General features: G+C 56.5%; 23 protein-coding genes. 12 read left to right on the top strand and 11 right to left on the bottom strand.

Annotated elements, in window-relative coordinates:
* Positions 1–4 precede the first annotated feature (4 nt).
* The 6 genes from nusA to AC1RMF_RS07800 all read right to left on the bottom strand — a co-directional run bounded on the left by nusA (position 5) and on the right by AC1RMF_RS07800 (position 7885).
* Positions 5–1501: a transcription termination factor NusA gene (gene nusA, locus AC1RMF_RS07825; RefSeq protein WP_342617625.1), complete on the bottom strand. Its 1497-nt coding sequence runs from the start codon at positions 1499–1501 to the stop codon at positions 5–7.
* Positions 1502–1542: 41 nt separating this feature from the next.
* Positions 1543–2163 (bottom strand): ribosome maturation factor RimP, encoded by a 621-nt coding sequence (gene rimP / locus AC1RMF_RS07820; RefSeq protein ID WP_493141016.1) that lies wholly within the window; start codon positions 2161–2163, stop codon positions 1543–1545.
* Between the two features lie 140 nt (positions 2164–2303).
* Entirely contained in the window at positions 2304–3896 is a 1593-nt protein-coding gene (locus tag AC1RMF_RS07815; RefSeq protein WP_493141013.1) for an ABC transporter ATP-binding protein, read from the bottom strand.
* Positions 3893–5098: an ABC transporter permease gene (locus AC1RMF_RS07810; protein WP_493141011.1), complete on the bottom strand. Its 1206-nt coding sequence runs from the start codon at positions 5096–5098 to the stop codon at positions 3893–3895. The genes AC1RMF_RS07815 and AC1RMF_RS07810 overlap by 4 nt, the downstream gene beginning before the upstream one ends.
* Positions 5064–6089 (bottom strand): microcin C ABC transporter permease YejB, encoded by a 1026-nt coding sequence (locus tag AC1RMF_RS07805; protein WP_342617621.1) that lies wholly within the window; start codon positions 6087–6089, stop codon positions 5064–5066. Before AC1RMF_RS07805 ends, AC1RMF_RS07810 begins: the two co-directional genes overlap by 35 nt.
* Positions 6089–7885, bottom strand: a complete 1797-nt coding sequence (locus tag AC1RMF_RS07800) for an extracellular solute-binding protein (protein ID WP_342617620.1) — start codon at positions 7883–7885, stop codon at positions 6089–6091. The genes AC1RMF_RS07805 and AC1RMF_RS07800 overlap by 1 nt, the downstream gene beginning before the upstream one ends.
* Positions 7886–7927: 42 nt before the next feature.
* On the opposite strand from AC1RMF_RS07800, the gene fabI reads away from it, so the two are divergent.
* Positions 7928–8725, top strand: a complete 798-nt coding sequence (gene fabI / locus AC1RMF_RS07795; RefSeq protein WP_342617619.1) for an enoyl-ACP reductase FabI — start codon at positions 7928–7930, stop codon at positions 8723–8725.
* Positions 8726–8742: 17 nt separating this feature from the next.
* The gene (locus AC1RMF_RS07790; protein WP_493141008.1) at positions 8743–10059 is read left to right on the top strand and encodes an enoyl ACP reductase FabMG family protein; all 1317 of its coding nucleotides are present in this window, start codon (positions 8743–8745) and stop codon (positions 10057–10059) included.
* A gap of 42 nt (positions 10060–10101) precedes the next feature.
* Here the strand turns inward: AC1RMF_RS07790 and AC1RMF_RS07785 are convergent, their stop codons facing one another.
* The gene (locus AC1RMF_RS07785) at positions 10102–12372 is read right to left on the bottom strand and encodes an Orn/Lys/Arg family decarboxylase (protein ID WP_493141006.1); all 2271 of its coding nucleotides are present in this window, start codon (positions 12370–12372) and stop codon (positions 10102–10104) included.
* A gap of 132 nt (positions 12373–12504) precedes the next feature.
* On the opposite strand from AC1RMF_RS07785, the gene AC1RMF_RS07780 reads away from it, so the two are divergent.
* The 6 genes from AC1RMF_RS07780 to AC1RMF_RS07755 all read left to right on the top strand — a co-directional run bounded on the left by AC1RMF_RS07780 (position 12505) and on the right by AC1RMF_RS07755 (position 17317).
* Positions 12505–12930 (top strand): NfeD family protein, encoded by a 426-nt coding sequence (locus AC1RMF_RS07780; protein ID WP_493141004.1) that lies wholly within the window; start codon positions 12505–12507, stop codon positions 12928–12930.
* 27 nt (positions 12931–12957) lie between these two features.
* On the top strand, positions 12958–13866 hold the full coding sequence (locus tag AC1RMF_RS07775; RefSeq protein ID WP_342617615.1) for an SPFH domain-containing protein: 909 nt from the start codon (positions 12958–12960) through the stop codon (positions 13864–13866).
* A 48-nt stretch (positions 13867–13914) separates the two neighbouring features.
* Positions 13915–14346: a PilZ domain-containing protein gene (locus tag AC1RMF_RS07770; protein WP_493141002.1), complete on the top strand. Its 432-nt coding sequence runs from the start codon at positions 13915–13917 to the stop codon at positions 14344–14346.
* Positions 14347–14803: 457 nt separating this feature from the next.
* Positions 14804–15691: a nitrogenase iron protein gene (gene nifH / locus AC1RMF_RS07765; RefSeq protein WP_493141000.1), complete on the top strand. Its 888-nt coding sequence runs from the start codon at positions 14804–14806 to the stop codon at positions 15689–15691.
* 428 nt (positions 15692–16119) lie between these two features.
* Complete coding sequence (locus AC1RMF_RS07760) at positions 16120–16485, top strand: hypothetical protein (protein ID WP_342616667.1); 366 nt, start codon at positions 16120–16122, stop codon at positions 16483–16485.
* Positions 16486–16624: 139 nt separating this feature from the next.
* Positions 16625–17317: an energy transducer TonB gene (locus AC1RMF_RS07755; protein WP_342616666.1), complete on the top strand. Its 693-nt coding sequence runs from the start codon at positions 16625–16627 to the stop codon at positions 17315–17317.
* Positions 17318–18600: 1283 nt separating this feature from the next.
* On the opposite strand, the gene AC1RMF_RS07750 is transcribed toward AC1RMF_RS07755, so the two are convergent.
* Together AC1RMF_RS07750 and AC1RMF_RS07745 are read right to left on the bottom strand one after the other, a co-directional pair.
* On the bottom strand, positions 18601–18987 hold the full coding sequence (locus AC1RMF_RS07750; RefSeq protein ID WP_493140997.1) for a hypothetical protein: 387 nt from the start codon (positions 18985–18987) through the stop codon (positions 18601–18603).
* Between the two features lie 277 nt (positions 18988–19264).
* Positions 19265–19711 carry a hypothetical protein gene (locus tag AC1RMF_RS07745; RefSeq protein WP_342617092.1) on the bottom strand — a complete coding sequence of 149 codons (447 nt, stop codon included), beginning with the start codon at positions 19709–19711 and terminating at the stop codon, positions 19265–19267.
* Between the two features lie 180 nt (positions 19712–19891).
* Here AC1RMF_RS07745 and AC1RMF_RS07740 point away from each other — a divergent pair, with 180 nt between their 5' ends.
* From AC1RMF_RS07740 to AC1RMF_RS07730, 3 genes are all read left to right on the top strand, one after another.
* Entirely contained in the window at positions 19892–20518 is a 627-nt protein-coding gene (locus tag AC1RMF_RS07740) for a hypothetical protein (RefSeq protein WP_493140995.1), read from the top strand.
* A 142-nt stretch (positions 20519–20660) separates the two neighbouring features.
* Positions 20661–20912, top strand: coding sequence for a helix-turn-helix transcriptional regulator (locus AC1RMF_RS07735; protein WP_493140993.1), 252 nt, complete (start codon positions 20661–20663; stop codon positions 20910–20912).
* Positions 20913–20923: 11 nt separating this feature from the next.
* Complete coding sequence (locus tag AC1RMF_RS07730; RefSeq protein ID WP_493140991.1) at positions 20924–22639, top strand: DUF927 domain-containing protein; 1716 nt, start codon at positions 20924–20926, stop codon at positions 22637–22639.
* 508 nt (positions 22640–23147) lie between these two features.
* On the opposite strand, the gene AC1RMF_RS07725 is transcribed toward AC1RMF_RS07730, so the two are convergent.
* Entirely contained in the window at positions 23148–24389 is a 1242-nt protein-coding gene (locus tag AC1RMF_RS07725) for a tyrosine-type recombinase/integrase (protein WP_493140989.1), read from the bottom strand.
* A 272-nt stretch (positions 24390–24661) separates the two neighbouring features.
* On the opposite strand from AC1RMF_RS07725, the gene AC1RMF_RS07720 reads away from it, so the two are divergent.
* Complete coding sequence (locus AC1RMF_RS07720) at positions 24662–26044, top strand: tyrosine-type recombinase/integrase (RefSeq protein ID WP_493140987.1); 1383 nt, start codon at positions 24662–24664, stop codon at positions 26042–26044.
* A 287-nt stretch (positions 26045–26331) separates the two neighbouring features.
* Here AC1RMF_RS07720 and AC1RMF_RS07715 read toward each other — a convergent pair whose 3' ends face one another.
* On the bottom strand, positions 26332–26646 hold the full coding sequence (locus AC1RMF_RS07715; RefSeq protein ID WP_493140984.1) for a hypothetical protein: 315 nt from the start codon (positions 26644–26646) through the stop codon (positions 26332–26334).
* Position 26647: the final 1 nt, after the last annotated feature.

Genomic DNA, 26647 nt, shown 5'->3' with positions numbered 1-26647 from the left:
ACCATTACTCGTGCGAAGCGGCTTCATTGGTAAACCAATGTTCGCGCGCTTTCATGATCATGGCGGTAGCCTCTTCGGGTGACTGACCGGTGATATCGGTCAGCTCATCAACCGCGAGGTCGGCGAGGTCGTCACGGGTATGCACTCCGTTGTCGGCCAATTTGCCGATCAACTCTGGCGTCAGCCCGCCCAGGTCCCGCAGATCCTGGGAGACTTCGTCCACACTTTCTTCGTGTGCGATCTCCATGGTCAGCAAGGCATCCTTGGCGCGGTTGCGCAATTCGTGCACCGTGTCCTCATCAAAGCTTTCGATTTCCAGCATTTCCTGCAAGGGAACGTAAGCCACTTCTTCCAGGCTGGTGAAACCCTCGGCGATCAGGATGTCGGCGATTTCCTCGTCCACATCCAGTTTTTCCATGAACAGGCGACGGCCCACATTGGTTTCGTCAGCCAGCTTCTGTGCCGACTCGGCGGCATCCATGATGTTGATCTTCCAGCCTGTCAGTTCGGACGCCAGGCGCACGTTCTGACCACCACGACCGATGGCGATGGCGAGGTTTTCTTCGTCCACCACCACATCCATGGCATGGCGCTCTTCATCCACGACGATGGAAGACACATTGGCCGGAGCCAAGGCGCCAATCACGAATTGGGCCGGATCTTCGCTCCACAGCACAATGTCCACGCGCTCACCAGCGAGTTCGTTGGTCACGCCATTGACGCGGGTACCACGCACACCGACACAGGTGCCGATGGGGTCGACGCGCTTGTCATGCGACAGCACGGCAATCTTGGCGCGCGAACCGGGGTCACGGGCGCAGGACTTGATTTCCAGCAAGCCTTGTTCGATCTCGGGCACTTCCTGGCGGAACAGTTCGATCATGAACTCAGGGGCCGAGCGCGACAGCACGATGGGTGCGCCGCGCAGGGTCAGGTCCACTTCCATGATCATGGCGCGTACGCGGTCACCGGTACGCAGATTTTCCTTGGGGATCATTTCGCTGCGGCGCAGACGGCCCTCGACGCGGCCACTCTCCACAATGATGTCGCCCTTGTCCATGCGCTTGACGGTGCCGACAAAAATCTTTTCGCCGCGTGCCATGAAGTCGTTGAGCAGCATTTCGCGCTCAGCGTCACGGATTTTCTGCAGGATCACCTGCTTGGCAGCCATGGCACCGATACGCCCGATGGGTACCGACTCAATGGGCTCCTCGATGTATTCATCGACCTCGATATCGGGGATCTGCTCTTTGGCTTCAAACAGCAGGATTTCCTGGTCGGGCAACTGCAGACCCGCCTCGTCGGGAACCACATGCCAACGGCGGAAAGTCTCGTAGTTGCCGCTGTCGCGGTCCAGAGCCACGCGGATATCCACATCACCAGCGTAGAGCTTCTTGGTTGCCTGCGCCAATGCGGCTTCCACGGCGCCCAACACCACATCACGTTCCACGTTCTTTTCACGGGAAATTGCCTCTACCAGCATCAACAGTTCGCGATTCATGCCATGACTCTCCTGAACACTTAAATCAAAACCAAAACCAGCTATTCCTGGCCCACAGCGGGCTCTTCTCCGCCGGTGCTGCCACCTTGCCCACGCCCCTTGAAGCTCACAATCGGAGCCAGGCGCGCTTCACGCAACTCATCCAGCGCAAAGCCGAGAACCTGCATAGGCGGCGGCACACGCTTCTTGCTAACCCTTTGACCCGGCTTGACCGCAGGGGCATCGCTCCAGACGATCTGCCACCCCACGGCTCCATCGGCCAATTCGACACGCTCCAGCGTGCCGCGAAATTTCTTGCGATTGGCGTGTACCTGGCCGTTGGCCGCAGCTCCCATTGGGGCTTTCAACGTGATGTCGATCACCTGACCGACAAAGCGCTCGAAATCAGCCGCATGGCGCAAAGGGCGATCGATACCGGGAGAGGAAACCTCCAGACGCCGGTACTCCACCCCATCGACTTCCAGCGCAAACTGCAACTGGCGCGTGACCTTCTCACAGTCTTCCACGGTGATGAACTGCTCCACGACCGGCGCACCTTCCATGGGCTTTTCCCAGGGCAAATCGATGGTGATACGCAGCAGGCCGCCGGCAGAGCGTTCAATCTCCACCAGGTCATAACCCAAGCCGCTTACCGTCTGTTCAACGATTTCCTGTAACGCCACGCCGCATTCACCCCAGACCAAAAATACACACTAGCCAAAAACAATCGACCAAAAAAAACGGGCGGTAAATACCCGCCCGTTTGGTCGTGAGCTTGGATTGTACTGCAAAAGAGGTATAAGTGCCTTGATTTCTAAGGGAATTATTGTGAAGCTGCCAGAAGCGTGCGGGTATAGGGCTGTTGGGGGCGGGAAAACACCGACTCCAGCGCCCCTTGCTCCACGATTTCGCCGTCTTTCATGACCACCACTTGGTGCGCCATGGCCTGTATGACCTCCACGTCGTGGGTAATCAGCAGATAGGCCAGTCCGCGCTCGGCCTGCAAGCGCTGCAGCAGTACCAATATCTGCTGCGCCATGGTGACGTCCAGCGCACTGGTGGGCTCATCCAGCACCAGTACCCGTGGCTGCACGATCAGCGCCCTGGCAATGGCAATGCGCTGACGCTGACCGCCGGAAAACTGGTGTGGATAGCGCTGCAGCAAACCGGGGAATTGCACCTCATCCAAACCCACGTCCCGCAACGCCGAGATCACCCTGTTGCGCAGCACGGCAGCTTCCAGCCCTGACTCATGCACCAACAGGCCTTCCCCCACAATATCCTCCACGGTCAGACGGGGCGAAAGAGAGGAAAACGGATCCTGAAAAACAACCTGCGCCTGTTTGCGGTTCTGCAGGTCAAGGGCTCTGCCCTGCCCCCAGGATTTGCCGAACAAGGTCACTTCACGGCTGAACGGCAACAGCCCCAGCACCGCCAGCGCCAGCGTGGACTTGCCGGAGCCGGACTCCCCCACGATGCCCACGGTCTGGCCGACCTGCAGGCGTATATCCGCCTGCCGTACCGCAACGAACTCCCCCTTGGAAAACCAACCGCGCACGCCGGGTAGCGGCACGGGATAGGTCACCCGAAGGCCACGCGTCTGCACGGCGGTTTCCGCCTCAGGCGCAATGGGCACTACGTCACGCTGGGGCCGACTGGCCAAAAGCCTGCGCGTATAGACGTGCCGCGGGTTCGCAAAAATGTCAGTGACGAGCCCCTGCTCCACGATATGGCCGCGCTCCATCACTGCCACGCGGTCGGCAAAGCGTCGCACCAGGTTCAGGTCGTGGGTGATCAGCAGCACGGCCATGCCGTGCTTGGTTTGCAGCGCGTCCAGCAGCCCCAGAATCTGCTGGCGTACCGTCACATCCAGAGCAGTGGTGGGTTCATCGGCAATCAGCAGTTTGGGCTTGCAAGCCAGCGCCATGGCAATCATGGCGCGCTGGCGCTGCCCGCCAGAGAGCTGATGCGGGAAGGCCTTGGCGCGGCGTTCCGGCTCTGCGATGCCGGTTTCGGCCAGCAAATCAACGGCCTGTTGGGACGCGTCTCTGGCGCTCAGGCCCATCTTGAGCTGCAAGACTTCGGCAATCTGCTCGCCCACGGTGAAGAGCGGATTGAGCGCCGTCATGGGTTCCTGAAACACCATGGCGATGTCCTGGCCCCGCAGGGCCCGCAGGGGCCCAGGCGCCAATTGCAGCAAATCCACATGGCCTTGAGCAGAGTCAAACAGTGCCTCGCCACCGACCACCGCGCCCTCGGCCAGACGCAGCAGGCTCAATGCAGTAACTGTCTTTCCGGAGCCGGACTCTCCTACCAAAGCCAGTTTCTCGCCCGCTTCTACGCGAAAGCTGACGCCTTGCACCACCGTGTGCCCGCCAAATGAAATGCTGAGGTCGTTGACGTCCAGCAGGCTCATTCCTGTGCCTTTCGCGGATCCACGGCATCCCGCAGCGCGTCGCTCATGAAGGTCAACAGCAACAGGGTGATGACCAGCACCGCAAAGGTGGACAGCGATATCCACCAGGCGTCGATATTGTTCTTGCCCTGCGACAGCAGCTCGCCCAACGAAGGTGTGCCGGGTGGCACACCCAAGCCCAGAAAGTCCAACGACGTCAAGGCCAGGATGGCACCACTCATGCGAAACGGCAGAAACGTGACCACCGGCGTCAGGCTGTTGGGCAGCACATGGCGGGTGATGATCTTCCAGTTGGACACCCCCAGGGCGCGGGCCGCGCGCACGTAGTCCATTTGCCGGTTGCGCAGGAATTCGGCGCGCACATAGTCCGACAGACCCATCCAGCCAAACAGGCTCAGCAAAATCAGCAACAGGGCCACGCTGGGCGCGAACACTGCGCTGAAGATGATCAGCAGGTACAGCTCCGGCATGGAGCCCCACACTTCGATGAAGCGCTGAAAGGCCAGATCGGTCTTTCCGCCAAAAAAGCCCTGAACCGCACCGGTCACCACACCGAGCACGGTGCCGGTGACAGTCAGCGCCAAAGCAAACAGCACACTGACGCGAAAGCCGTAGATCAGCTGCGCCAGCAGATCCCGCCCACGGTCATCGGTGCCCAACCAGTTGTCCGCGCCGGGCGGAGCCGGGTTGGGAAATTTTGCAAAGTAGTTCAGCGTCCTAGGGCCATAGCGGTTGGGCGCAAACAGGGCCCAATTGCCCGGCTCACTGAGCTTCTGTCGGATAAAGGGATCCAGATAGTCGGTCGGCGTCGCAAAGTCCCCGCCAAACGTAGTCTCCGGATAGTCCTTGACCATGGGCCAATAGACCTGGCCCTGGTACACCAACACCAGCGGCCTGTCGTTGGACACCAGCTCCGCCCCCAGGCTCAGCACCACCAGCAGGCAAAAAATCACCAGGCTCCCAAACCCCAGCCGATTGCGCTTGAACCGCAACCATGCCCGCCGCGTAGGAGAAACAGAAATGGCAGCCGCAGTTGCACCAACAGCAGCAGGCTTGCCCGCCCCAACCTCAAGGCCGCCGTGGATCGGGCTCAGCCCGTCCACCGGCGGCGTCCCCCCAGGGGGAAGGCGAGCGGAGCTCGACTCAGGGGGGGAACTTCCCTCGGGGTCAGTCAAACCGTACACGCGGATCCACCCAGACATAGCAAAGATCGGACAGCAGCTTGGTGAATAGCCCGATCAAGGTAAACAAGAACAAAGTGCCCATGACCACCGGATAGTCGCGCCGGATCACACTCTCGTAGCTCAGCAGGCCCAGCCCGTCGAGCGAAAACAGGGTTTCAATCAGCAGCGAACCGGTAAAAAAGGCACCGATGAACGCTGCAGGAAAGCCGGTCACGATGGGAATCAGCGCATTGCGCATCACATGCTTCCACAACACCTGCCGCTCGGAAAGCCCCTTGGCGCGGGCGGTCACCACATATTGCTTGCGGATCTCCTCCAGAAAAGCGTTCTTGGTCAGCATGGCTGTCACGGCAAAACTGCCCAGCACCATGGCGGTGACCGGCATGGCGATGTGCCACAGGTAGTCGGTAATGCGTGCGCCCCAGGTCATTTGCTCCCAATTGCTGGAGGTCAGTCCGCGCAGTGGAAACCACTGCAATTGCCCGCCAAAAATCACCAGCAATGCCACGCCCAGCACAAAGCCGGGAATGGCATAGCCCACCAGTATGAACAAGGTGGTGACCAGGTCAAAGCGCGAACCGGCGCGTACCGCCTTGGCCACGCCCAGTGGAACGGCCACCAGGTAGCTGATGAAGAAGGTCCACAGCCCCAAGCTCATGGACACCGGCAGCTTTTCCCAGATGAGCTGGGAGACTGCTCGGTTTTGGAAGAAACTGGTGCCCAGGTCGAAATGGGCAAACTGCACCAGCATGCGCCAGAAACGCTCGGGTGCGGGTTTGTCAAAGCCATACAGCGCCTTGGCCTGTTCGATGCGTTTGGGGTCCACGCCCTGGGAGCCACGGTAGCTAAAGCCGCCTTCCGCACTGGTGCCCTTGCCTGCTTTGGCTTCGGCCAGATACTGCTCCACCGGGCCCCCGGGCACGAATTGCACCACCACAAAGGTCAGCAACAGTACGCCCAGCAGCGTGGGCACTATGAGCGCTAGGCGCTTGAGGATATAGACAAACATCAGCGGGCCCACCAGGTATCAATGGCCCAGGTCTCGCCAGGGGAATACGGCGGCAAGACGTCGGGCTTGGCCAGTCGCCACGCGTTGTAGGCCATGCGGTGGGTAGAGGCAGACCATTGCGGAATCAGGATGTAGCTGTGGGCGATGACCCGGTCCAGCGCCCGGCAGGCGGGCAATAACTCGGCTTTGGTCTTGGCGCCCACCATTTTGGCGATCAAGGCGTCGACAGCCGGGCTCTTGATGCCAGTGTGGTTGCCGGAATCCTCCTGGTCAGCCGCCTTGCTGCCGAACAGGTCGGCAAATTCTTGACCGGGGTTGTTGGTGCCGCCGTAGGCCAGTGAAGTGATGTCGAATTCAAATTTCTGCAGGCGCTGCTGATACAAGGAGAAGTCCACCGGCCGGAAGGTCATCTTGACGCCGATCTTCTCCAGATTGCGCACCCAGGGCATCACGGTACGTGCGCCCACTTCGTTGCTGTCCAGATACTCCAGCTGCAGCACCTGATTGGCCGCATTGCGCAGGGCACCGTCGCGGTATTCCCATCCCGCGTCCTTGAGCAGTTGCTGGGCCTGGCGCAGGTTGGCACGCAGGCTGTTGTTGCCATCGGTGCGCGGCGCCAGCGCCATGGGGCCAAAGCTTGCCTCGGGTATCTGGCCACGCCAGGGCTCCAGCAGCGCACGCTCTTCAGTGCCCGGCTCACCCTGGGCCTGGCAGTCGGTATTGCCAAACAGCCCTTGCACCCGCTGGTAGGCGCCATAAAACATCTGCCGGTTCATCCATTCGTAATCCAGGGCCAGGCCCAACGCCTGGCGCACCCGCGCATCCTTGAGGAAGGCATGCCGGGTGTTGAGCACATAGCTTTGAAAGCCAGTGGGCAGGCTATGCCGGAACTCTGCCTTTACCAACTCGCCGCTGTCGAACTTGCGCCCGTTGACCCGGCGTGCCCAATCGCCTGCGGAGAAGAAGCGCATCAGATCGAACTCGCCAGCCTTGAGCGCCTCCAGACGCGCGGTGTTGTCCTTGTAGATCTTGACGGTGATGCGGTCGAAGTTGGCCGTGCCCTTGCGCACATTCAAATCGCGGGCCCAGTAGGACGGGTCACGCACATACGTGACGTCCTTGCCAAATACCACCGGCCCGAGCTTGTAGGGGCCGCTGCCAATGGGAACATCCATGACGATCTTGTCGAAGGGCTTGGCCACACCGTTTTCCTCACCCCAGCGGTGGCTGAACACCGGCAGGCCGCCCACGGTAAGCGGCAATTCGCGGTTGGGCTTTTTGAAACGGTAGCGCACAGTCAGGTCGTCCAGCACATCCAGGCCAGCAACATCTTCCAGCTGACTGCGGTAGGCAGGCGACACCAAAGGCCCATTGAGGATGTCAAAGCTGTGCTTCACGTCCCGCGCCAGCACCGGATCCCCATTGTGGAAACGGGCGTTGGCGCGCAAGCGGAAGGTGGCACTCAGGTGATCAGGCGCCACTTGCACATCCTGCGCCAGCAGGCCATAACCGGACGCGGTCTCGTCCATGGAGCCGGTGAGCAGGCTGTCAAACATCAGGCCGCTGAGGTAGGCGGGAGCGGTGCCCTTGATGGTGAACGGGTTGTATTTGTCAAATGTGGAAGTGCGCAGATTGCTGACCAGACGCAGCTCGCCACCTTTGGGGGCCAGAGGGTTGACGTAGGCGAAATGATCAAAGCCGGCGGGATATTTGAGGTCATTCCAGAGCGCGTATCCATGGGCTGCCCAGACCGGAAAGGCACAAAGAGTCAGCAGGGAGAACAGCAAACGACGCATGCGACAATTCTGCACTAGAGACGGCATTTTTCATGAGGACCTATGGGCTTATTAGCAGGCAAAAAATTGTTGATCACCGGGGTGCTCTCCAATCGCTCCATTGCCTATGGCATTGCCAGAGCATGCCACCAGCAAGGTGCAGAGCTTGCATTCAGTTACGTCGGTGAGCGCTTCAAGGACCGTATTGCCGAATTCGCCGCTGAATTCGACTCCCAGTTGGTGTTCGATTGTGACGTTGCAGACGATGTGCAAATTGATGCGCTGTTCAAGGATTTGGCAACCGCGTGGCCCAGGTTTGATGGCTTTGTGCACAGCATAGGCTTTGCGCCCCGTGAAGCGATTGCCGGCAATTTCCTCGATGGCCTGAGCCGTGAAAACTTTCGTACTGCACACGACATCAGCGCCTACAGCTTCCCCGCCATGGCCAAGGCTGCCTTGCCCTACCTGAACGACAAGTCGGCATTACTGACGCTGACCTACCTGGGCGCTGAACGTATTCTTCCCCACTACAACACCATGGGACTGGCCAAAGCGTCGCTGGAATCGTCAGTTCGCTATCTGGCCGAAGCCATAGGCCATATGCCCGATGGGCGCTGCGTCCGTGTGAATGCCATCAGTGCCGGCCCCATCAAGACGGTGGCTGCCAGTGGCGTCAAGGACTTTGGCAAGCTGTTGGCCCATGTGGCCGACACTTCGCCTTTGCGGCGCAACGTGACGATTGACGAGATCGGCAACGTGGCTGCCTTCCTGCTCAGCGACTTGGCCAGCGGCATCACGGCCGAGGTCACCTATGTGGATGGCGGGCACAGCAAAACGATGGGCGCTGTAGCTGCCGAATGAAAAGCAATAATGCGGGTATGAAAACACCTATTCCTTTGCATCAACTTCCCTCCAAAAGCCTTTTCCAGAAGGGCGACGTTTTTGTTCTGTTCGGTGAGCTGTTCGGTCGCGGCTATGCCAACGGCCTGGTCAACGAAGCGCGCAAGGCCGGCATGCAGATCGTGGGCATTACCGTAGGACGGCGTGATGAAGACAACGCCCTGCGCCCACTGAATGCCGAGGAACTGGCCACCGCCGAACAGGCATTGGGCGGCAAGATCATCAACATCCCGCTCATGGCCGGCTTTGACCAGGATGCCCCCGCGGGCGGTCCCACGCCCACCGAAATGCTGGGCAGCATGACGCTCAAGACCTGGACGGAGCACAAGCTGGACTGGGCCCACATCGAGAAGTGCCGCGAAGTCGGCGTCAAACGCTTTACGACCGCGGTTGCAGAGGCCATGGCCCAGATCGATGCCCTGATCCCGCAAGGCCGCAACGTATTTTTTGCCCACACCATGGCCGGCGGCATCCCCAAGGCCAAAGTGTTTCTGGCCATCGCCAACCGGGTGTACAAAGGGCGTGGCGAGCGCTTCATGTCGTCCCAGGTGCTGCTGGACAGCGACCTGGGCAAGCTGATCCTGATGAACTTCGACGAGGTCTCTGCCAACACGTTTGGCCACCTCATCCAGGCCAGCGCCGCCATCCGCTCGCGCGTGGAGGCTGCGGGTGGCCAGGTCCGCTACTCGGCCTATGGCTACCACGGCACGGAAATCCTCATCGGTGACCAGTACGTGTGGCAGACCTATACCAACTACACCCAGGGTCTGGCCAAGATGCGCCTGGAGCGTATTGCGCAGGATGCCTGGCGGCAAGGCATCAAGGCAACCGTCTACAACTGCCCCGAAATCCGGACCAACTCCTCCGACATCTTTGCTGGCGTGGAACTGCCACTGATTCCGCTGCTCAATGCACTGAAAAAAGAGAGCGCCGGAGCCTGGACCGATGGGCAATGGCAGGCCTGCCAGGCCTTGTTGGTGGATGGTGTTTCGCTGGAGTCGGTACTGCAAAAGGTACTGGATTTCCAGACCAACCCCACGATGCAGCCTTTCCGCAATTTCGAAGCCTGGCCCATGCCCAACCAACAGGATCAGGCCGACCTCACCATTGGCACGTCAGACGAAGTGCAGAAACTGCACAAGGACAGCAAAGCGCTGATAACGGACGTGCTCAGCAGCCTGGTGATTGAAGCCACAGGCCCCTTGATGTTCCGCGAGTCGTCCGACCCGACAGGCCCGGTGCTGTGGCTCAACCACGACATCATCGCCCGTCAGCTAGGTCAAATCCACGCCTGAGCGGCGTTGTAGGTGGCGTCAACGTGACGCCATCTACGCTTTTTACGCCTTGACGCAGTCCGCGAAGTAGTGGACCTTGCCGTCGGCATCCACCTCTTCCACCAGGCCGTGCACATCGGTCTCAAAGCCCGGGCAACGGGTATTGAACTCGCGTGAGAACTTGAGGTAGTCCACGATCTTCTTGTTGAAGACTTCGCCCGGGATCAGCAAGGGGATACCGGGTGGATACGGCGTCACCAGGCCCACCGTGATACGACCTTCCAGTTCGTCAATGGCCACGCGCTCGGTCTTGCGTTGGGCAATGTGTGCGTAGGCGTCGCTGGGCTTCATGGCCGGCGTCAGATCGCTCAGGTACATCTCGGTGGTGAGACGCGCAATGTCGTACTTGGCGTACAAGGCATGCAGGTGCTGGCAGAGGTCTGCCAGGCCCATTTTTTCGTAGCGTGGATATTTCTTGCAGAACTCCGGCAGGATGCGCCACATGGGCTGATTCTTGTCGTAGTCGTCCTTGAACTGCTGCAGCGCGGTCAACATGCTGTTCCAGCGGCCCTTGGTGATGCCGATGGTGAACATGATGAAGAAGCTGTACAAGCCGGTCTTTTCCACCACCACGCCGTGCTCCGCCAGGAATTTGGTCACGATGCTGGCCGGGATACCTGTCTTGGCGAACTTGCCGTTCAGGTCCATGCCGGGCGTAACGATGGTGGCCTTGATCGGGTCCAGCATGTTGAAGCCGGCGGCCATTTTGCCGAAACCGTGCCAGTTGGCCTTGGCCGTCTTGCTTTCACCCTTGATGACCCAGTCGGTGGCGCGGCCAATGCCCTCGTCCGCCAGCTTGTCCGGTCCCCAGACCTTGAACCACCAGTCGTCACCGTACTCTTCGTCCACCTTGCGCATGGCGCGGCGGAAGTCCAGCGCTTCGGCAATGCTTTCTTCCACCAAAGCGGTACCTCCCGGAGGCTCCATCATGGCGGCGGCCACGTCGCAGCTGGCAATGATGCTGTACTGCGGCGAGGTGGAGGTGTGCATCAGGTAAGCCTCGTTGAACAGCGGCCGGTCCAGCTTGACCGTCTGCGAGTCCTGCACCAACACGTGGCTGGCCTGGCTGATACCGGCCAGCAGCTTGTGAATGGACTGGGTGGAATACACCACGGCGTGCTTGGGGCGCGAACGCTTCTTGCCCATGGCGTGGTACGTGCCATAGAAAGGGTGGAACGCAGCGTGAGGCAGCCACGCCTCGTCAAAGTGCAGGTTGTCCACGTAGCCGTCGAGCATGTCCTTGACGGTTTCGGTGTTGTAGAGCACGCCGTCATAGGTGCTCTGGGTAATGGTCAGTACCCGGGGCTTGACCTTCTTGGCATCCACGCCCTTGAGCAAAGGGTTGGCCTTGATCTTGGCCTGGATCGCCGCAGGCTCGAACTCTTCGCGGGGAATCGGGCCAATGATGCCGAAATGGTTGCGCGTAGGCTTGAGGAACACCGGCACCGCGCCGGTCATGATGATGCTGTGAAGCACCGACTTATGGCAGTTGCGATCCACCACCACCACGTCATCGGGCGCCACCGTGTGGTGCCAGACAATCTTGTTGGAGGTGCTGGTGCCGTTGGTCACGAAGAAGCAATGGTCGGCATTGAAGATGCGCGCCGCGTTGCGCTCGCTGGCACCGATGGCTCCGTCATGGTCCAGCAGCTGGCCAAGCTCTTCCACTGCATTGCACACGTCAGCGCGCAGCATGTTCTCGCCAAAAAACTGGTGGAACATCTGGCCCACCGGGCTTTTCAGGAAAGCGACACCACCCGAGTGGCCGGGGCAGTGCCAGCTGTAGGAGCCGTCTTCGGCGTAATCCAGCAAGGCCTTGAAGAACGGCGGCTGCACGCCTTCCAGATAGCTCTTGGCCTCACGGATGATGTGGCGGGCCACAAACTCCGGCGTGTCTTCAAACATGTGGATGAAGCCGTGCAGTTCGCGCAGGATGTCATTGGGAATATGGCGGCTGGTCTTGGTTTCGCCGTACACGTAGATCGGCACGTCCAGGTTCTTGCGGCGCACTTCTTCTATGAAGTGGCGCAGGTTCAGCACTGCGGGGTCCAGATCGGGGCCGGGTGTGAACTCTTCATCGTCAATCGACAGGATGAAGGCACTGGCGCGGCTTTGCTGTTGCGCAAATTGACTTAAGTCACCGTAGCTGGTGACGCCCAGCACCTCGAAGCCCTCCGACTCTATGGCCTGCGCCAGGGCACGGATGCCCAGACCCGACGTGTTCTCGGAGCGAAAGTCCTCGTCGATGATGATGATGGGAAAGCGAAACTTCATGAAAGGCCTCCAACGACTGGGCGAAAATCAGCAAATAGGCGCGAAGTGTAAGTACATATGGTGTGGGTTTTATGGTGCCCCTCACTATTTGGCCCACAATGTGGCGTCATCAACACATCGGGATTCCTGAATATGGCTGAATCGACCGTCTGGTGGCTCATTACTGGAGGCGCCGTGGCAGCCGAGCTGCTGACCGGCACGTTTTACCTGCTGATGCTATCCATCGGCTTTGCGGCGGCAGCGGCGGCTGCGCATCTGGGACTTGGACTTGCCGCGCAAATCGTGACGGCGGCTGTGGTGGGAGGTGGCGCCGTGGTGCTCTGGCACCTGCGCCAGATGAAGCGCCACAAAGAACCGCCCGCGCAGGCCAATGCCAATGTCAATCTGGACATTGGTGAGACCGTGCAGATCGACCAATGGAACCCCGACGGCACTGCCGATGTCCATTACCGGGGCGCCCGCTGGACGGCCATTCACCGTAGCGGTGTAGTCCCCAGTGCCGGTCCCCACCGGGTTGCCGAATTGGTAGGCAACCGTCTTCTGGTCGACAAGGCCTGATTCTGAATTACCCAACCTGGAAGCACCATGGAAATTGCAATCGTCTTATTGGTTATCGCGGTACTGTTCATCAGCCGCAGCGTCAAAGTCGTGCCGCAGCAGCACGCCTGGGTGGTGGAGCGCCTGGGCAAGTACCACGGCACCCTCACCCCGGGCCTCAACATCCTGGTGCCCTTTGTGGACAAGGTGGCCTACAAACACGTCCTCAAAGAAATCCCGCTGGATATCGCCAGCCAGGTGTGCATCACCAGGGACAACACCCAACTGCAGGTGGACGGCATTCTGTACTTCCAGGTCACCGACGCCATGCGGGCCAGTTATGGCTCAAGCAATTACATCGTGGCCATATCCCAGCTGGCGCAGACCAGTCTGCGTTCGGTCATCGGCAAGCTGGAGCTCGACAAGACGTTTGAAGAGCGTGACATCATCAACGCCCAGGTGGTAGCGGCCATTGACGAGGCGGCGCTGAACTGGGGCGTGAAGGTCTTGCGCTATGAAATCAAGGACCTGACGCCGCCTAAGGAAATCCTGCATGCCATGCAGGCCCAGATCACCGCCGAGCGTGAAAAGCGTGCCCTGATTGCCGCGTCTGAGGGGCGCCGCCAGGAGCAGATCAACATCGCCACCGGCGAACGCGAAGCCTTCATCGCCCGCTCCGAAGGCGAGAAACAGGCCGCCATCAATCAGGCCCAGGGCCAGGCCGCATCCATCACGGCAGTGGCGGACGCCACCGCACAGGCGATCGAACGCATTGCTGCCGCCATCCGCCAACCTGGCGGTGAACAGGCGGTGCAGCTCAAGGTTGCGGAAAAGGCGGTGGAGGCCTATAGCAAGGTCGCAGCCGACGCCACCACCACTCTCATCATTCCCGGCAATATGAGCGAAGTGTCCACGTTGATTGCAACCGCAATGAAAATGGTGCAAAGCACAAAATAGCCTGTACGCCGGATTAAACTGGGTATCCATACTGCCACGGAGATAGCCTTGCCACCCAGCGAATCCAAAGCAACCGTTTACGTCCAGGCGCCTAATCGCAGAGCAGACTCCCGCCACGCGCCTATAGACCGCGCGGCAGTCTGGTTCAATCTCGGACTGACCATTGGAGAAACCTGCGAACTCAAAGACGTCAGCATGTCGGGTTTCGGCATTCAGTGTGACGAGTGGCAGCTGCCCGTCTTCCTGGGGGCCGAGGGCAAGTCCTTTTACTGCGTCTTGCTACTGGGTGAAGCCCACTTCGGCTGCATGGCGCGAGTCGCGGCCACCCAGGGCAACCAATACGGGCATGTCGGATTTCATTTTGAAGCCATTCCGGAGAACAGCATTCGCCTGCTGCACGGGCTGATCGAGTGCATGGCCCAGCGCGATGAGCGGATCCGCGCGTTGAAAGCCCTGACGAAGAACGCAGTGACCAAATAGGTTAGCCAGGACCACTGACGAAGGCCTCAACCCGATTGAGGTATTTCAAGGCGACGCGCGCAGTTGCTCGAAGTATGTGACGTTGACTACATCACCGCGTAGCAATGAAGACAACGATTGTTTAGATTGTTGGCAAATGCCGCTGCACCTTGCTGCATTTGGTGTTTTGTCTGGGCGCTTCGGCTTCACTTCGAAGAGTCGCATTTCCCGAGTGATACATGGCCGCCGCCACTCGCCAAGGAGCCTTGATTGCTCAATCTATGCCGGAGTGAGGGTGACCTGTTGGCCAATTCCGCGACGATGGAAAAAACATGGCACGGAAGGTGCGGTTAGGAAGTTGCGCGGACAAAAGTCCTGCCGAATCGTGGTCCTTCTAACGAGAGTCGCAGACACGTCAGGCTGACATGGTCGTGGCTACGCAACCTTGTTCTTCAACCTCTCTGAATGGATCATCCCAATGGCTAAACTTCGGCAAATCGCCTTCTATGGCAAAGGTGGTATCGGTAAATCAACCACCTCTCAAAACACCCTGGCCGCGCTGAGCGATCTGGGCCAGAAGATTCTCATCGTCGGCTGCGACCCCAAGGCTGACTCCACCCGCCTGATCCTGCACGCAAAGGCCCAGGACACCATTCTGTCCCTGGCTGCGGAAGCCGGCTCTGTGGAGGACTTGGAGCTCGAGGACGTGATGAAAGTGGGTTACAAAAACATTCGCTGCGTGGAGTCCGGTGGTCCTGAGCCCGGTGTGGGCTGCGCTGGCCGTGGCGTGATCACCTCGATCAACTTCCTCGAAGAAAACGGCGCCTATGACGGAATGGACTACGTGTCCTACGACGTGCTGGGTGACGTGGTGTGCGGCGGCTTTGCCATGCCCATCCGCGAAAACAAGGCGCAGGAAATCTACATCGTCATGTCCGGTGAAATGATGGCCATGTACGCTGCCAACAACATCTCCAAAGGTGTTCTGAAGTACGCCAATTCCGGTGGCGTGCGCCTGGGTGGCCTAGTCTGTAATGAGCGCCAGACCGACAAGGAATACGAACTGGCTGAAGCCTTGGCCGGTATGCTGGGCTCCAGGCTGATCCACTTCGTGCCACGCGACAACATCGTGCAGCACGCCGAACTGCGCCGCATGACCGTGATCGAATATGCGCCTGAATCCAAGCAGGCCGAAGAGTACCGAACCCTGGCCAGCAAGGTGCACAACAACGCCGGCAATGGCACCATTCCCACCCCCATCACCATGGATCAGCTCGAAGACATGCTGATGGAATTCGGGATCATGGAAACCATCGATGAAACGCAAGTGGGCTTGAAAGCTGCTGAGGTGGCCGCAGCCGCTTAATACGAGCCGGGCTGGCTCCTCGGTTTTACAAAAACACAACGCACAAACGAAAAAAGCGATTGCACTGCAATCGCTTTTCCGTTGGGTGGGTTTTTGGGCGGGTTGCTGGAACAACCCTCTTGAAACCCGAATGAATGCTAACTATCTGGCGGCAGGCGTCATCCAGATGTTTCTTTGAAACCCGCTACAGCATTGAAAACTGAGTTCATGCTATTTTTAAATACCCCCAAAAATACCCCCACTTTTCCGTGACGCGTTGAACTGTTCCTTTGGCTGCCTCCCGTTTGAACCACCTAGTCAATCTTGTACGGCAATGTTTAACATACTGTGAATGCGAGAGAATGCGGCTTCGCCGCGAAAGCGGTCTTCTAAAGTAACTGCCTGCATGACCGCGACCGTCTTCCATTGAGACATATTGAGAAGGACAGATGACAAATTCCTCTATTCCCATTGAGTTGCCACCCTTCGACACTGGTGAATACGAGCGCTGCGAACTAAGCATGGCGAATGGCGACGCGGAATTGACCTTGCACGTCTTCGGAATGCCACCGATTTGTATCAAATTCACAAGAGTGCGTTGGCATCGCTACACAGCGTTGTACGCATGCGATTCCGACTGGATTTCCGGCTTCTATTTCAAAGTTGCAGAGGTTCCAAATAGTAAGGAATTGGCGGCGCACCTTAAAGCTGACAAGTCTTCGACGAAAGCCTATGCGCATTTACACCACTTTCGAATCTTCATAGATGAAACTGGCTGTCATGAGTTCTTGGCTGAAACAGCGCGCATGCTCTAGAGGACGCCTGCAAACTGGTGATGGGTCACGTCCGGCAATCCACATTTTGTTTCCCAGGCCCTCTGACCTTGCAGGCCAACGACCGCTTTTGGGCGCCGGCAAAGTCGGCTTCCAGCCCGCTGCCGATGGAAAAATGTCAATGAAGGTGTACCGCCGGTTCGCCGCGATTCCTGATATTCACGCAAAAATAAGCTATTTGCAGCTAGCGAGGCAGGCGGAATGGAGCGATGGGTTTTTGAATTTCCTCCAAGTGAATCCGGTTCGCTTGCTCATACAAAGAATGAAAATCCAATCTCAAAGTTGCCCGCCACCCAACAATTCCGCCGAGAGGGATCGCCTACAAGCTGTGCTTGTAGATTCCCTTCGCGGCTCCTCACGTCAAACATTAGCCTTCATGAAAATAGTTATCGCATCCTTCATTACGGTAGCACTTGCATGCGGATGCGCATCAGATTCGTCTAGATATCAAATTGGTAGGACTGGCGCTCTTCAAAACAAAAGTGACGCGGAACTACATCACGCGGAGATCATTGATTCAGAACAACCTTTTGCTTCCGAAGGATTCGATGTTCCCCCGAAGCTATTGGAATCTCACCTACCCGGATACCCAATAAGCCAACGAGATCTCAAAACGGATGCAAGCGTCCGTATACGGTTTATTATCGATGTTAATGGGTCTATTTGCGATCCGATAGTGTTGGGCGCACCGCCGCCGGAGCTTGCCGCAGTGGTCCTTGATTCAGTAATGAGATGGAAATTTTCGCCGGCGCTTAAGAATGGCATTCCTGTACGGGTGCGAACTCAACAAGTGTTCACCTTTAGGCCAAAATGATAGCTAAATAGCATTCCAACGTACCACAGCTGGCGGCCCCCGAATTCAAACTTTAAGTCTCTATTGAGTGTCTGCTTTGAGGTTCGACAAAGACCGCTACCAGCCCATTCCAGCCGGTCGTGACCGGCAGCTGTGGGCTGTTACTTGCCATTTCTGGCGCTCCAAAGCTGATGAGAACACCCTAAAGGTTGCGAGAGCCTTGCCAAGATACGGCCGGGCTTCTGGTAAGTCCCCCCAATTGCAATCGCCACGAGCACCGAGGGTGCTATTGCAACAATAAGTAAGTTCCATTGAGGCTGAAGTCATTAAACTTTACTTCATTGGTACTTGAATCCAGGCGTGGTATCTGAAGTTGAATCGTGACTTTTCCGTTAGAAAGAAGAACCTTCCCGGTAGGCCTAGCGAGATTCCCGTGTGACTTGATTCTGATATTTTTCCCGTCAATTTCAGACTCGGCTGAATCAAGAACCAGAATAGTACTTTCGGAATAAGTATCTAGCGCTAAAGTATGGATATTGGGAATATTTCGTCGCATTGCGACAATCTCCAATTCATAACCATTCCGGTCTGTCGCAGGTCGCAGCGTGGCTGTGGATGGCCTGACAGTTCCGCAACCCCAAAGCGCACAGCAAATCAGGGGGACGAGCAAAGAGAGAGTTCTTTGAAATAGTTGCACGGTCAACTTCTTAATTTTTTGAAATTCCCCAATTGGGGGAGCCAGTCGAATGACTGCAATCGCGGCCAAACCGAAGCCGGAAACGTTGAAAGCTGGCGACTATTCATAGATTCACAGGTCGGTCGTAGTGGTTGCCAACAGGGTGCTTGTCTGCAAGTGAGAACTCCGCATTGATGTGCCTAACTGACCTATGCTGGTCATATTCAAACACTCCTGTCCACACTGCTGCGACAGCCACCCACAGCGCGAGGGCGGTCAATTTCTGGTGCTTACCGGCAATGCGGTGAAAGATTGTGAGTAATACAACCAAATTCAAGCCAGTGAAGGCAATCAAGATTGGGACGACAGTAAACAACCACACGAAAGCGTCACCCGGCCCTCCTGGTTCGCCATCCTCACCGAGGCGAACCCATAGTGACGAAGCACTCCAAAGGTAGATGCATGCGCCCACGATGTTCAGCGCAAGCCAAAAGTGACGCCGACGAATTCGCAACTGCATAGGAGGCCTATTAAATTGACTCGGTCCATCCCAAGCTTATCGTAACTTGCCAATCAAATTGGCAAATTGGAGGGGTGTCTTGTATGTCTGCAATCGCGGCTAAGGAGCTTACTCCTTCGACATTGTTACAAAGCTGTCAATGTACGCTTTATAGGCTTCTCGGTATTTACCGAGCTCTACACCAGATTTTGCGGTTAATACAATGATGTAGTAAGCGGTTGGCCCCTCAACGTAGCAGACCAATTCTTCTCGTCCGTCTGATGCACCAGATACATGTACAAGCTCGCGCTTTGCGCTATCTGATGTTTGGTCCTTTGCAATGCTTTCAACTACCAATTTCGAAGATTCTGCTTTGAATCTCTCTTGCTCATCAACTGCAAATTGATGCAGAGTCGGGAAACCTTTTTTACTAACTGTGACGTAAATTAGCCCATCCAGTTGGTCTTTAGGCAAGTCCGTTGGTGTCAACGTGAATACAGTTCCTTCCAAAGCCATGGAGCCACAGTTCGAACTCCATCCAGGTGGCGACGATGAAAGAAATGCCCAATTCGAACCGTAAACAATGTCACATCCTTGCGCGCTAGCCACGCTAACCCATGAGATGGCGAGAAATAGCAATAAATATGAACGCATTTTTCGCATAAGTCTTACACCAAGTTTCATCGCATTTTGACACCGAGTTTCAGGTCAAGCATCACTCAATGGGGTGATATAGGTGAATGACTGCTTCCGCGGCCAAGCAGAATCCTGATACTGGCTGGAGGTCGACTCCTCAGTTGCCATGTGACAACTCGCCAATCGCCTTTAGGTCCATATATTTTCCAAATTCATTGAATCCGGCTGCAACCGCAGGATGGTTCATCAAAGAGGCAACAGCAACCTGGCCCAATAGTTGAAAGCTTGACTGCATTGCAGCCGGTCCTTCGTAACGAATGGCCTCGCTGCTCTCTTTTTTACAGTCAACAGTAAGTAGTTTATTGAACAACTGGCCCGCCAGTTTATTTAACTCATTCCGCTGTGCAGGTGTCACGACCGTCATGCTTACGATAGCTGGGTGTAGGGCCATTTCCGAGAACATCCATTTGACCAGAACCGCTTTATCTTGATCGGTAGTCGAGCTAACTAAGCACTTCCCCATTGTGTCTGAATAAACTCCCGCGACAGTTGATGTTGCGACCAATGATGAAACGAAAAATGCAAATATCAAACGAAAACTCATGGGATTCATCCTCAACAGGAAAACAGAAAGGTTGGCTTTAGATGTCGATTCCAGGTCATTGTGACCGTCGGGCTTGGGCTGAACATCCCCCAAACGGGTGAACTCATCGGAATACCGCTTTCGCGGCGATGCTGCCCGTATGATATCCCCGGAGCAATTGACTGAGGTTAGTGACTACGCATGCCAGACCAAAATCACGCATCGACCTTCCCCGGAAATTTATGGAGTTGTTTTCCGGCCAAATGGGACAAGTGGCACACGGAAAGGTTTCTTGAACTCTGGCAAGCTGCCTGTTTAGCCTGCGATGTTGACCCGTCCAACTTTGAACCCTACGGGTTCCCAGCTGCGTCTGGCTTAGACACACTCAACAAACCCGTCCCAGCGTCCGTTAATGACCTCTTGGAATTGGCCAAGGGCGCCGTTGGCAGTGGGCTCTTGAATCTCGAAGCTGACCCAAAGGCAGGACTTCTGCACCGAAAGATTTCGATGCAGACCTTTGCTGGTTGGCTAGGGACCATCAAACACCCGATTCCTTCAGAATTTCCGTGGACTGCAGGGAACTTGTCTCCTGGGAACTTGCAATGGCCTTGGGGGAGTCATCAAACCAAAGAGTTGCTGCTTTTGGCACTGGCAGCCGACAAGTTTTGGAAGAACTACAACCCTTTGGACCCAAGTACAGCACCCACCAATGAGCAAGTCATCAGTTGGTTGTTGCAAATTGAAGGGGCCACAGAAATCGCGGCAAAGCGCATTGCAACCATGCTGCGGCCCGAAACACTTGCTACGGGTCGGCGTAAGTCAGAATGAATACGACACTCCTTTAGAGTCAATATCCATGCGGGTTCCAGCCCGATAAGCCTAGAAACGGGTGGAATGTTTCATCTGTTTCTGCGAGCGGTTGCGTTTTTCAATGCGGCCCATGTTCCACAAAGCCCAAAGCGGTTTCAACATGGCCCACAAAATCCTGCGACTTCCAGAAGTCAAGTCTCTCACCGGCGCATCGCGCTCCACGGTCTACCTGCGTGTCCAGCAAGGACTGTTCACCAAACCCGTAAGCCTGGGCCTTCGCTCTGTCGGCTGGCCCGCTCATGAGATCGACGCCATCAACCTCGCACGCATTGCCGGAAAGACCAACGCCGAAATCCAAGCGCTTGTAAAACGCTTGGAAGCTTCCCGCTCTCCTCTGTTCGAGTCCATGTAAGGGTCATGGCTATGAGTGACCCCAAAGATGCCTACAGCAAGTCCTTTGACTACGTTGGCGGGCATTTCGTTCTCGACCATAGTGGCGTAACGTTTGTCCACGATAAAAAACGTGGTGACGATTTCGATCTCTTGGAGATTTGCTCCCCGCTTGCTGTCATCGCTAAGACCCGCGACCAAAAGAGCGGCGAATGGGGACGCTTGCTGCAATGGCACGACGATGACGGCAAGCTGCATCGTCTCACTGTCGCCTTGTCTTCGCTCGAAGGGGACGGCCAGGAAATGCGCAAGGAGCTGGCACGCGGGGGCTTGCATATCCACCAGTCCCGCAAAGCCCGCGAAATGCTGGCAACCTACATCAAACTCTTTCCCATTGATGCGCGTGTGCGTTGCGCCAGTCGCCTTGGCTGGCATGGCGATGTTTACGTCACGGCCCAAAAGACCATTGGTGCCAGTGACGAATCCGTTTTGTACCAGGGACCAGATGCCACATCATGCACCTGGGCAGTAAAAGCAGATGTTGACCAATGGAAGGCGCACATTGGTTTTCTGATCGCTGGCAACTCCCGCTTGGTGTTTTCCGTTGCAGTTGCGCTTGCTGCTCCCCTCCTCCACCCAAGCGGCGAACTCTCCGGTGGTTTCCACTTGCGCGGCTCATCCTCGTCAGGCAAATCGACCGCGCTGAAGATTGCCGCTTCTGTTTGGTCTGCGCCGAAAGAGTTTGTTGGCACCTGGCGCGCCACCTCCAACGGATTGGAGGGAATTGCGGCCTTGCGAAACGATCACCTCCTGCTATTGGATGAAATTGGTCAACTTGACCCTCAGACCGCCGGAGATGTGGCCTACATGCTTGCCAATGGCAAGGGCAAGGCCCGCTCCAGCAAACAGGGAGACGCACAAGCCATATCAGAATGGCGTCTGTTGTTCCTCAGTGCAGGAGAAGCCTCTCTGTCGGAAATCATGGCAATGGCCAATAAGAAGGTCACTGTAGGCCAGGAAATCCGCTTGGCCGACATTGAGGCTGATGCAGGACACAGCATGGGCATTGTTGAAGATCTTCATGAATTCACCAGCGCAGCAGAATACATTGGTGCCGTCAGTGCGGCATGCGACGCGCACCATGGCGCAGTTGGCGAGGCATGGCTTAGCGCTGTGGTTGCCAACCGGGCGAAGTTTGAGCAACACTTGAAACAGGAATGTGCCCGTCTGACTTCTCTTTGGGCACCAGCAGGCGCATCCGGGCAAGTCATACGCGTTGCCAAACGATTTGCGTTAGTGGCAGTGGCTGGCGAACTGGCAACCGAACTCAATTTGACAGGCTGGCAGCCTGAAGAGTCCCAAATGGCAGCCAAACGCTGTTTTGATGCATGGCTGGAAAGCTATGGCGGCATTGGCGACCAAGAGGACCGCAAAATTGCCCAGCAAGTCACCGAGATATTGCAAACCCATGGTGCAGGACGGTTCCAGAACATCAAGGGCGATGACTACTCCCGTATCCTGAATCGCCTGGGGTACTTCCGTGACGTTCCAGATGAAGGGCGCGAGTACTTGGTTCCTCCTGAGGTATTCAAGACCGAGTTCTGCCGGGGCCTGAACCTCACGCGTGCCATTCGCGCCCTGAAGGCGCAGGGCATATTGATTCCCTCCAAGGTCGATTCTTCACACTCCATCCGCGTTCCTGACCACGGCAACCAGCGTTTGTACGTTTTGAAGTTGCCCACGAGCTAAACGCTCTTTGCAGCCCTCCATTGGGCACCGTCCCAGTGGGGACGTCTCCAATGTGGGGGGCTCCATTGGAGCCCTGTGCAGACATACCTTTCGCAAGCTTTGTACGTTGCCTTAGGCGCGCGCCATCAGATACCCATTGCGGTTCCCTATAGGACACATCCCTTAGGAACCATCCCTTAGGCATGTTCCCTAAGGAGTTGTTCCTAGGGACCCTTCCTAAGGGGCAATCCCTTAGGAACATTTCCTTAGGAACCTATATCGCGCATACAGTGGTCGCCTGCAATTGGGGCTGCAATTGCCAGTGTCACGCCAATTCAATTTCCCACGCTTTGGCAGCCGTTTCATCCGTTATGCCGTTACAACCTTCTGGAAGCTAGGCGTGGTGCGGCTTGCAGCGTAACGGCACTGTGAAACGGCGGCGTGGCACTTGCCGTTACGCGCCAGGGCGCATGAATCCTGGCTGCCACGGCGTAACGGCTGAAACGTCCGCGAAACGCGGTCAAATGCATCAGGCCGATTTGAAGCTGAAAACCTTGGCACCTCGACGACTGGCGTCCAGGTAGTCCGCCCACTGTTGCATCATTTCGGCGCGAGGTTTGAGGTACAGCGCATGGTTGTAGCTTGCAGACACCTCGTTGCGCTGTGCGTGCGCCAATTGCAATTCAATGTGGTCATGGCTAAAGCCTTGCTCATGCAAGATGGTGGACGCGATACCCCGGAAACCATGCCCCGTCATGCGTCCCTTGTAGCCCATGCGCTCCAGAGCCTTGAGAATCGTGTTGTTGCTCATGGCCTTTTCATGGTCGCGTTGACCGGGAAACAGGAACTTACTGGAGCCGGACAGGACTTTGATGGTGTTCAGAATTTCTATGGTCTGCTCGCTCAGCGGAACAATGTGGGGAGTGCGCATCTTCATGCGTTGTGCCGGGATGTCCCAACGCCCCGCTTCCAGATCAAACTCATCCCATGTGGCTTCAATGAGTTCTCCGGTACGCACAAAGGTCAGCGCCAGAAGCTTCATTGCCAAGCGTGCCGTGTTGCCGGGATAGGCTTCGATTGCGCGCAGCAATTCGGGCAACTCTTTTCCATCTACCCGCGCATAGTTGACCTTCTTGTGCGAGGTAATCAGATCAGAGATGCGGATGTCAGATGCAGGATTGCGGCTTGCGTGTCCATGTGCAATCGCGTACCGAAACACTTGGTTGGTGGTTTGCAGTGCTCGAGTTGCCATATCCAAAGCGCCACGTTTGGCGATGGTTTTGACCATGCTCACCAATTCGGGAGCCTCAATGCCTGCAACAGGGCGCGAACCAATGGCAGGAAACACATCAGCCTCCAGGCGCCGAATGACATATCCAGCATGGCGCGGGCTTTTGTTGGGGCTCCAGGTAGACCACCAGGACCGCGCCATTGCCTCAAATGAATTTACTTTGGCGACCAAGGCGGCTCGCTTGTCCTCTTTGCGCTGCTCCATTGGGTCAAGTCCTTGGGCAAGTAGCTTGCGGGCAGCGTCACGTTGTTCGCGGGCTTGCCTGAGGGAGATTTCGGGATAGGCGCCGATGGACAGGACCTTTTCGGCACCAGCAATGCGGTACTTCAGACGCCAAAGCTTGGAGCCGGTTGCAGTCACCAGCACATATAGGCCCTCGCTGTCCGATACCTTGTATGCCTTGGGCAAGGTCTTGAGGGTCTTGACCTTGGTATCTGTCAGACCTTTGGATAGGCCCGTTGCCTTGGATTGCGTGTCCATGTTGCGCTCCCCGGAGGTCTTCTGAGGCGATACCCCCAGACTTGGAACCCCGTACCCCCAAAGATACCCCCAAAAGGGGTCGGCTTGCAACGGACGCTGTTGGACGTCAAAAAACAAAAAAGCCCCGATTTACGGGGCTTCTAGGGGATTTTTAGGACTTCCTGAGACTTCCTAAAACCAATCACTGGCGGAGCAGGCGTCCCCGTAATAGTCGTCCAAAGAAATCCGAAGACATCCCGCAATCACCCTTTGTACGAGGGAGAAAATCATTTTTGCTGTCCAATGGCGTCCTATCCAACTTAACCGAATCCGGTTACAATTTGATAGTCAATTTGATAGTTGAAAAAAGGGTTCTCGAACTCATGGCGAGGCAACTAGCTAAGCTCACCGCTCTTCAGGTCACCAAGTTGACCAAGCCCGGACTGTACGGAGATGGAGGAGGACTTACCCTTCAAATCACCCGCGCTGGTGCAAAGAGCTGGCTCTTTCGTTACATGCGAGATGGTAAGGCTCACGGCATGGGGCTGGGTCCAACGCACACGGTCACGCTGGCCGAAGCCCGTATCAAAGCCCTTGAAGCCCGCAAACTTCTGGTGGACGGGCAAAACCCCCTGGTAGTCAAGAACCAGCAAAAAACCGCTGCCGCTCTTGAGCGCGCCAAGATGATGACATTTGACCAATGCGCCAAGGCTTACATTGATGCCCATAAGGCCAGTTGGAAGAATTTGAAACACCGCGAACAGTGGTCCAACACGTTGACTGCGTATGCAAGTCCGGTCTTTGGGGTTCAGCCTGTAGCTGAAGTGGATACTGCGCTGATTGTCAAATGCCTGTCCCCCATCTGGGAAGCCAAGGCAGAGACGGCAACCAGGCTACGTGGCCGCATTGAGTCCGTATTGGGGTGGGCCACCACAAGCGGATACCGCACCGGGGAGAATCCAGCCCGATGGAAAGGTCACCTGGAGAACCTGTTAGCTAGCATCAGCAAGAACAGCAGAGTCAAAAATCATCCGTCTCTTCCCTACCTCCGCGTTGGTGAATTCATGGCTGCGATCAAGAAGCGTGAGGGCGTTGCAGCCAGGGCGGTGGAATTCTGCATCCTGACGGCCTGCCGCTCGGGAGAGGTTCGCGGCGCTCAGTGGAGCGAGTTTGATTTTGAAAACAATGTCTGGACCATACCGGCTGAGCGCATGAAGGCACGCCGAGAACATCAGGTACCACTGTCCGATGCAGCACTTGCCATTCTGAAAGCCATGCGATCAGCAGAAGCTTCAAATGAAGACAGTCTCGTTGATGCCAAGGGCCAGGGATTCATCTTTGCGGGTACCAAAAAGCAGGAACTGTCAGACATGTCTTTGACTGCCGTCTTGCGACGCATGAACAGTGATGAAGATAAGCCGATTTGGGTGGACGCGAATGGCGATGGGATCACTGTGCATGGATTTCGATCCACGTTTCGGATGTGGGCTGCGGAGAAAACAGCGTATCCACGCGAGGTTGCTGAACACGCCCTGGCCCACCAATTGCCAGATGCGGTAGAACGGGCCTATCAACGGGGTACGCAGTTTGACAAACGGAAAGCGTTGATGGTTGAGTGGAGCAGATTTTGCAGCACAGTTTCAGACGAATCAGCTCGACATAGGAAGACCAAATAGTCCCGATCAGCGTTCAATTTCTTTCTGCAGCACCGCACCATCACAATCCCCGTCCAGACCGATGCTGGACGGGGATTGTGATGGCAATGTTGCCGGGGGCGGACGTAATGCTCTTGCATTTGTCCTAGCTGCCGAGCGCGCTCAGCCAACGCAAGTTCTCTGGCATTTTCTACATAGCGCCCAACGCTGAATGACTTTTGCAGGAGCTTTACATTAATAAAAGTGTGCACGATCCAACATCTATATTTTATTAATCGAAGAATCTTCCAGAGGAGCGAATACCATTTTTAAAACGTACCATGCATCATTGCCCGAATTTGTCCGACCAATGAAGCGTATGAAGATACTCGCTCAATCACCTTGAGCGACTTCTCCACTGCCGATACTTTGGGCGAAGCGCTGGTCACCTCCAGCTTCAATTCTTCGATTGCAAGGAGAATTTGCACAGTATCAGGATTACCAGATACCGATTTTAGATTATCAATAATGACTTCAAGTTGTCGGCTTATGGATGACAAGTCTTTCGCGGACTTATTTACATTAAGTGTTCCGATGACTTGATTGCCAATATTGGAATTGAAGTTGTTAAAACTTGCACACATC

It is taken from the genome of Rhodoferax sp. GW822-FHT04A08 (assembly GCF_058801025.1).
The sequence above is the reverse complement of the archived record's forward strand: the minus strand, read 5'-3'. Positions and strand labels throughout refer to the sequence as shown.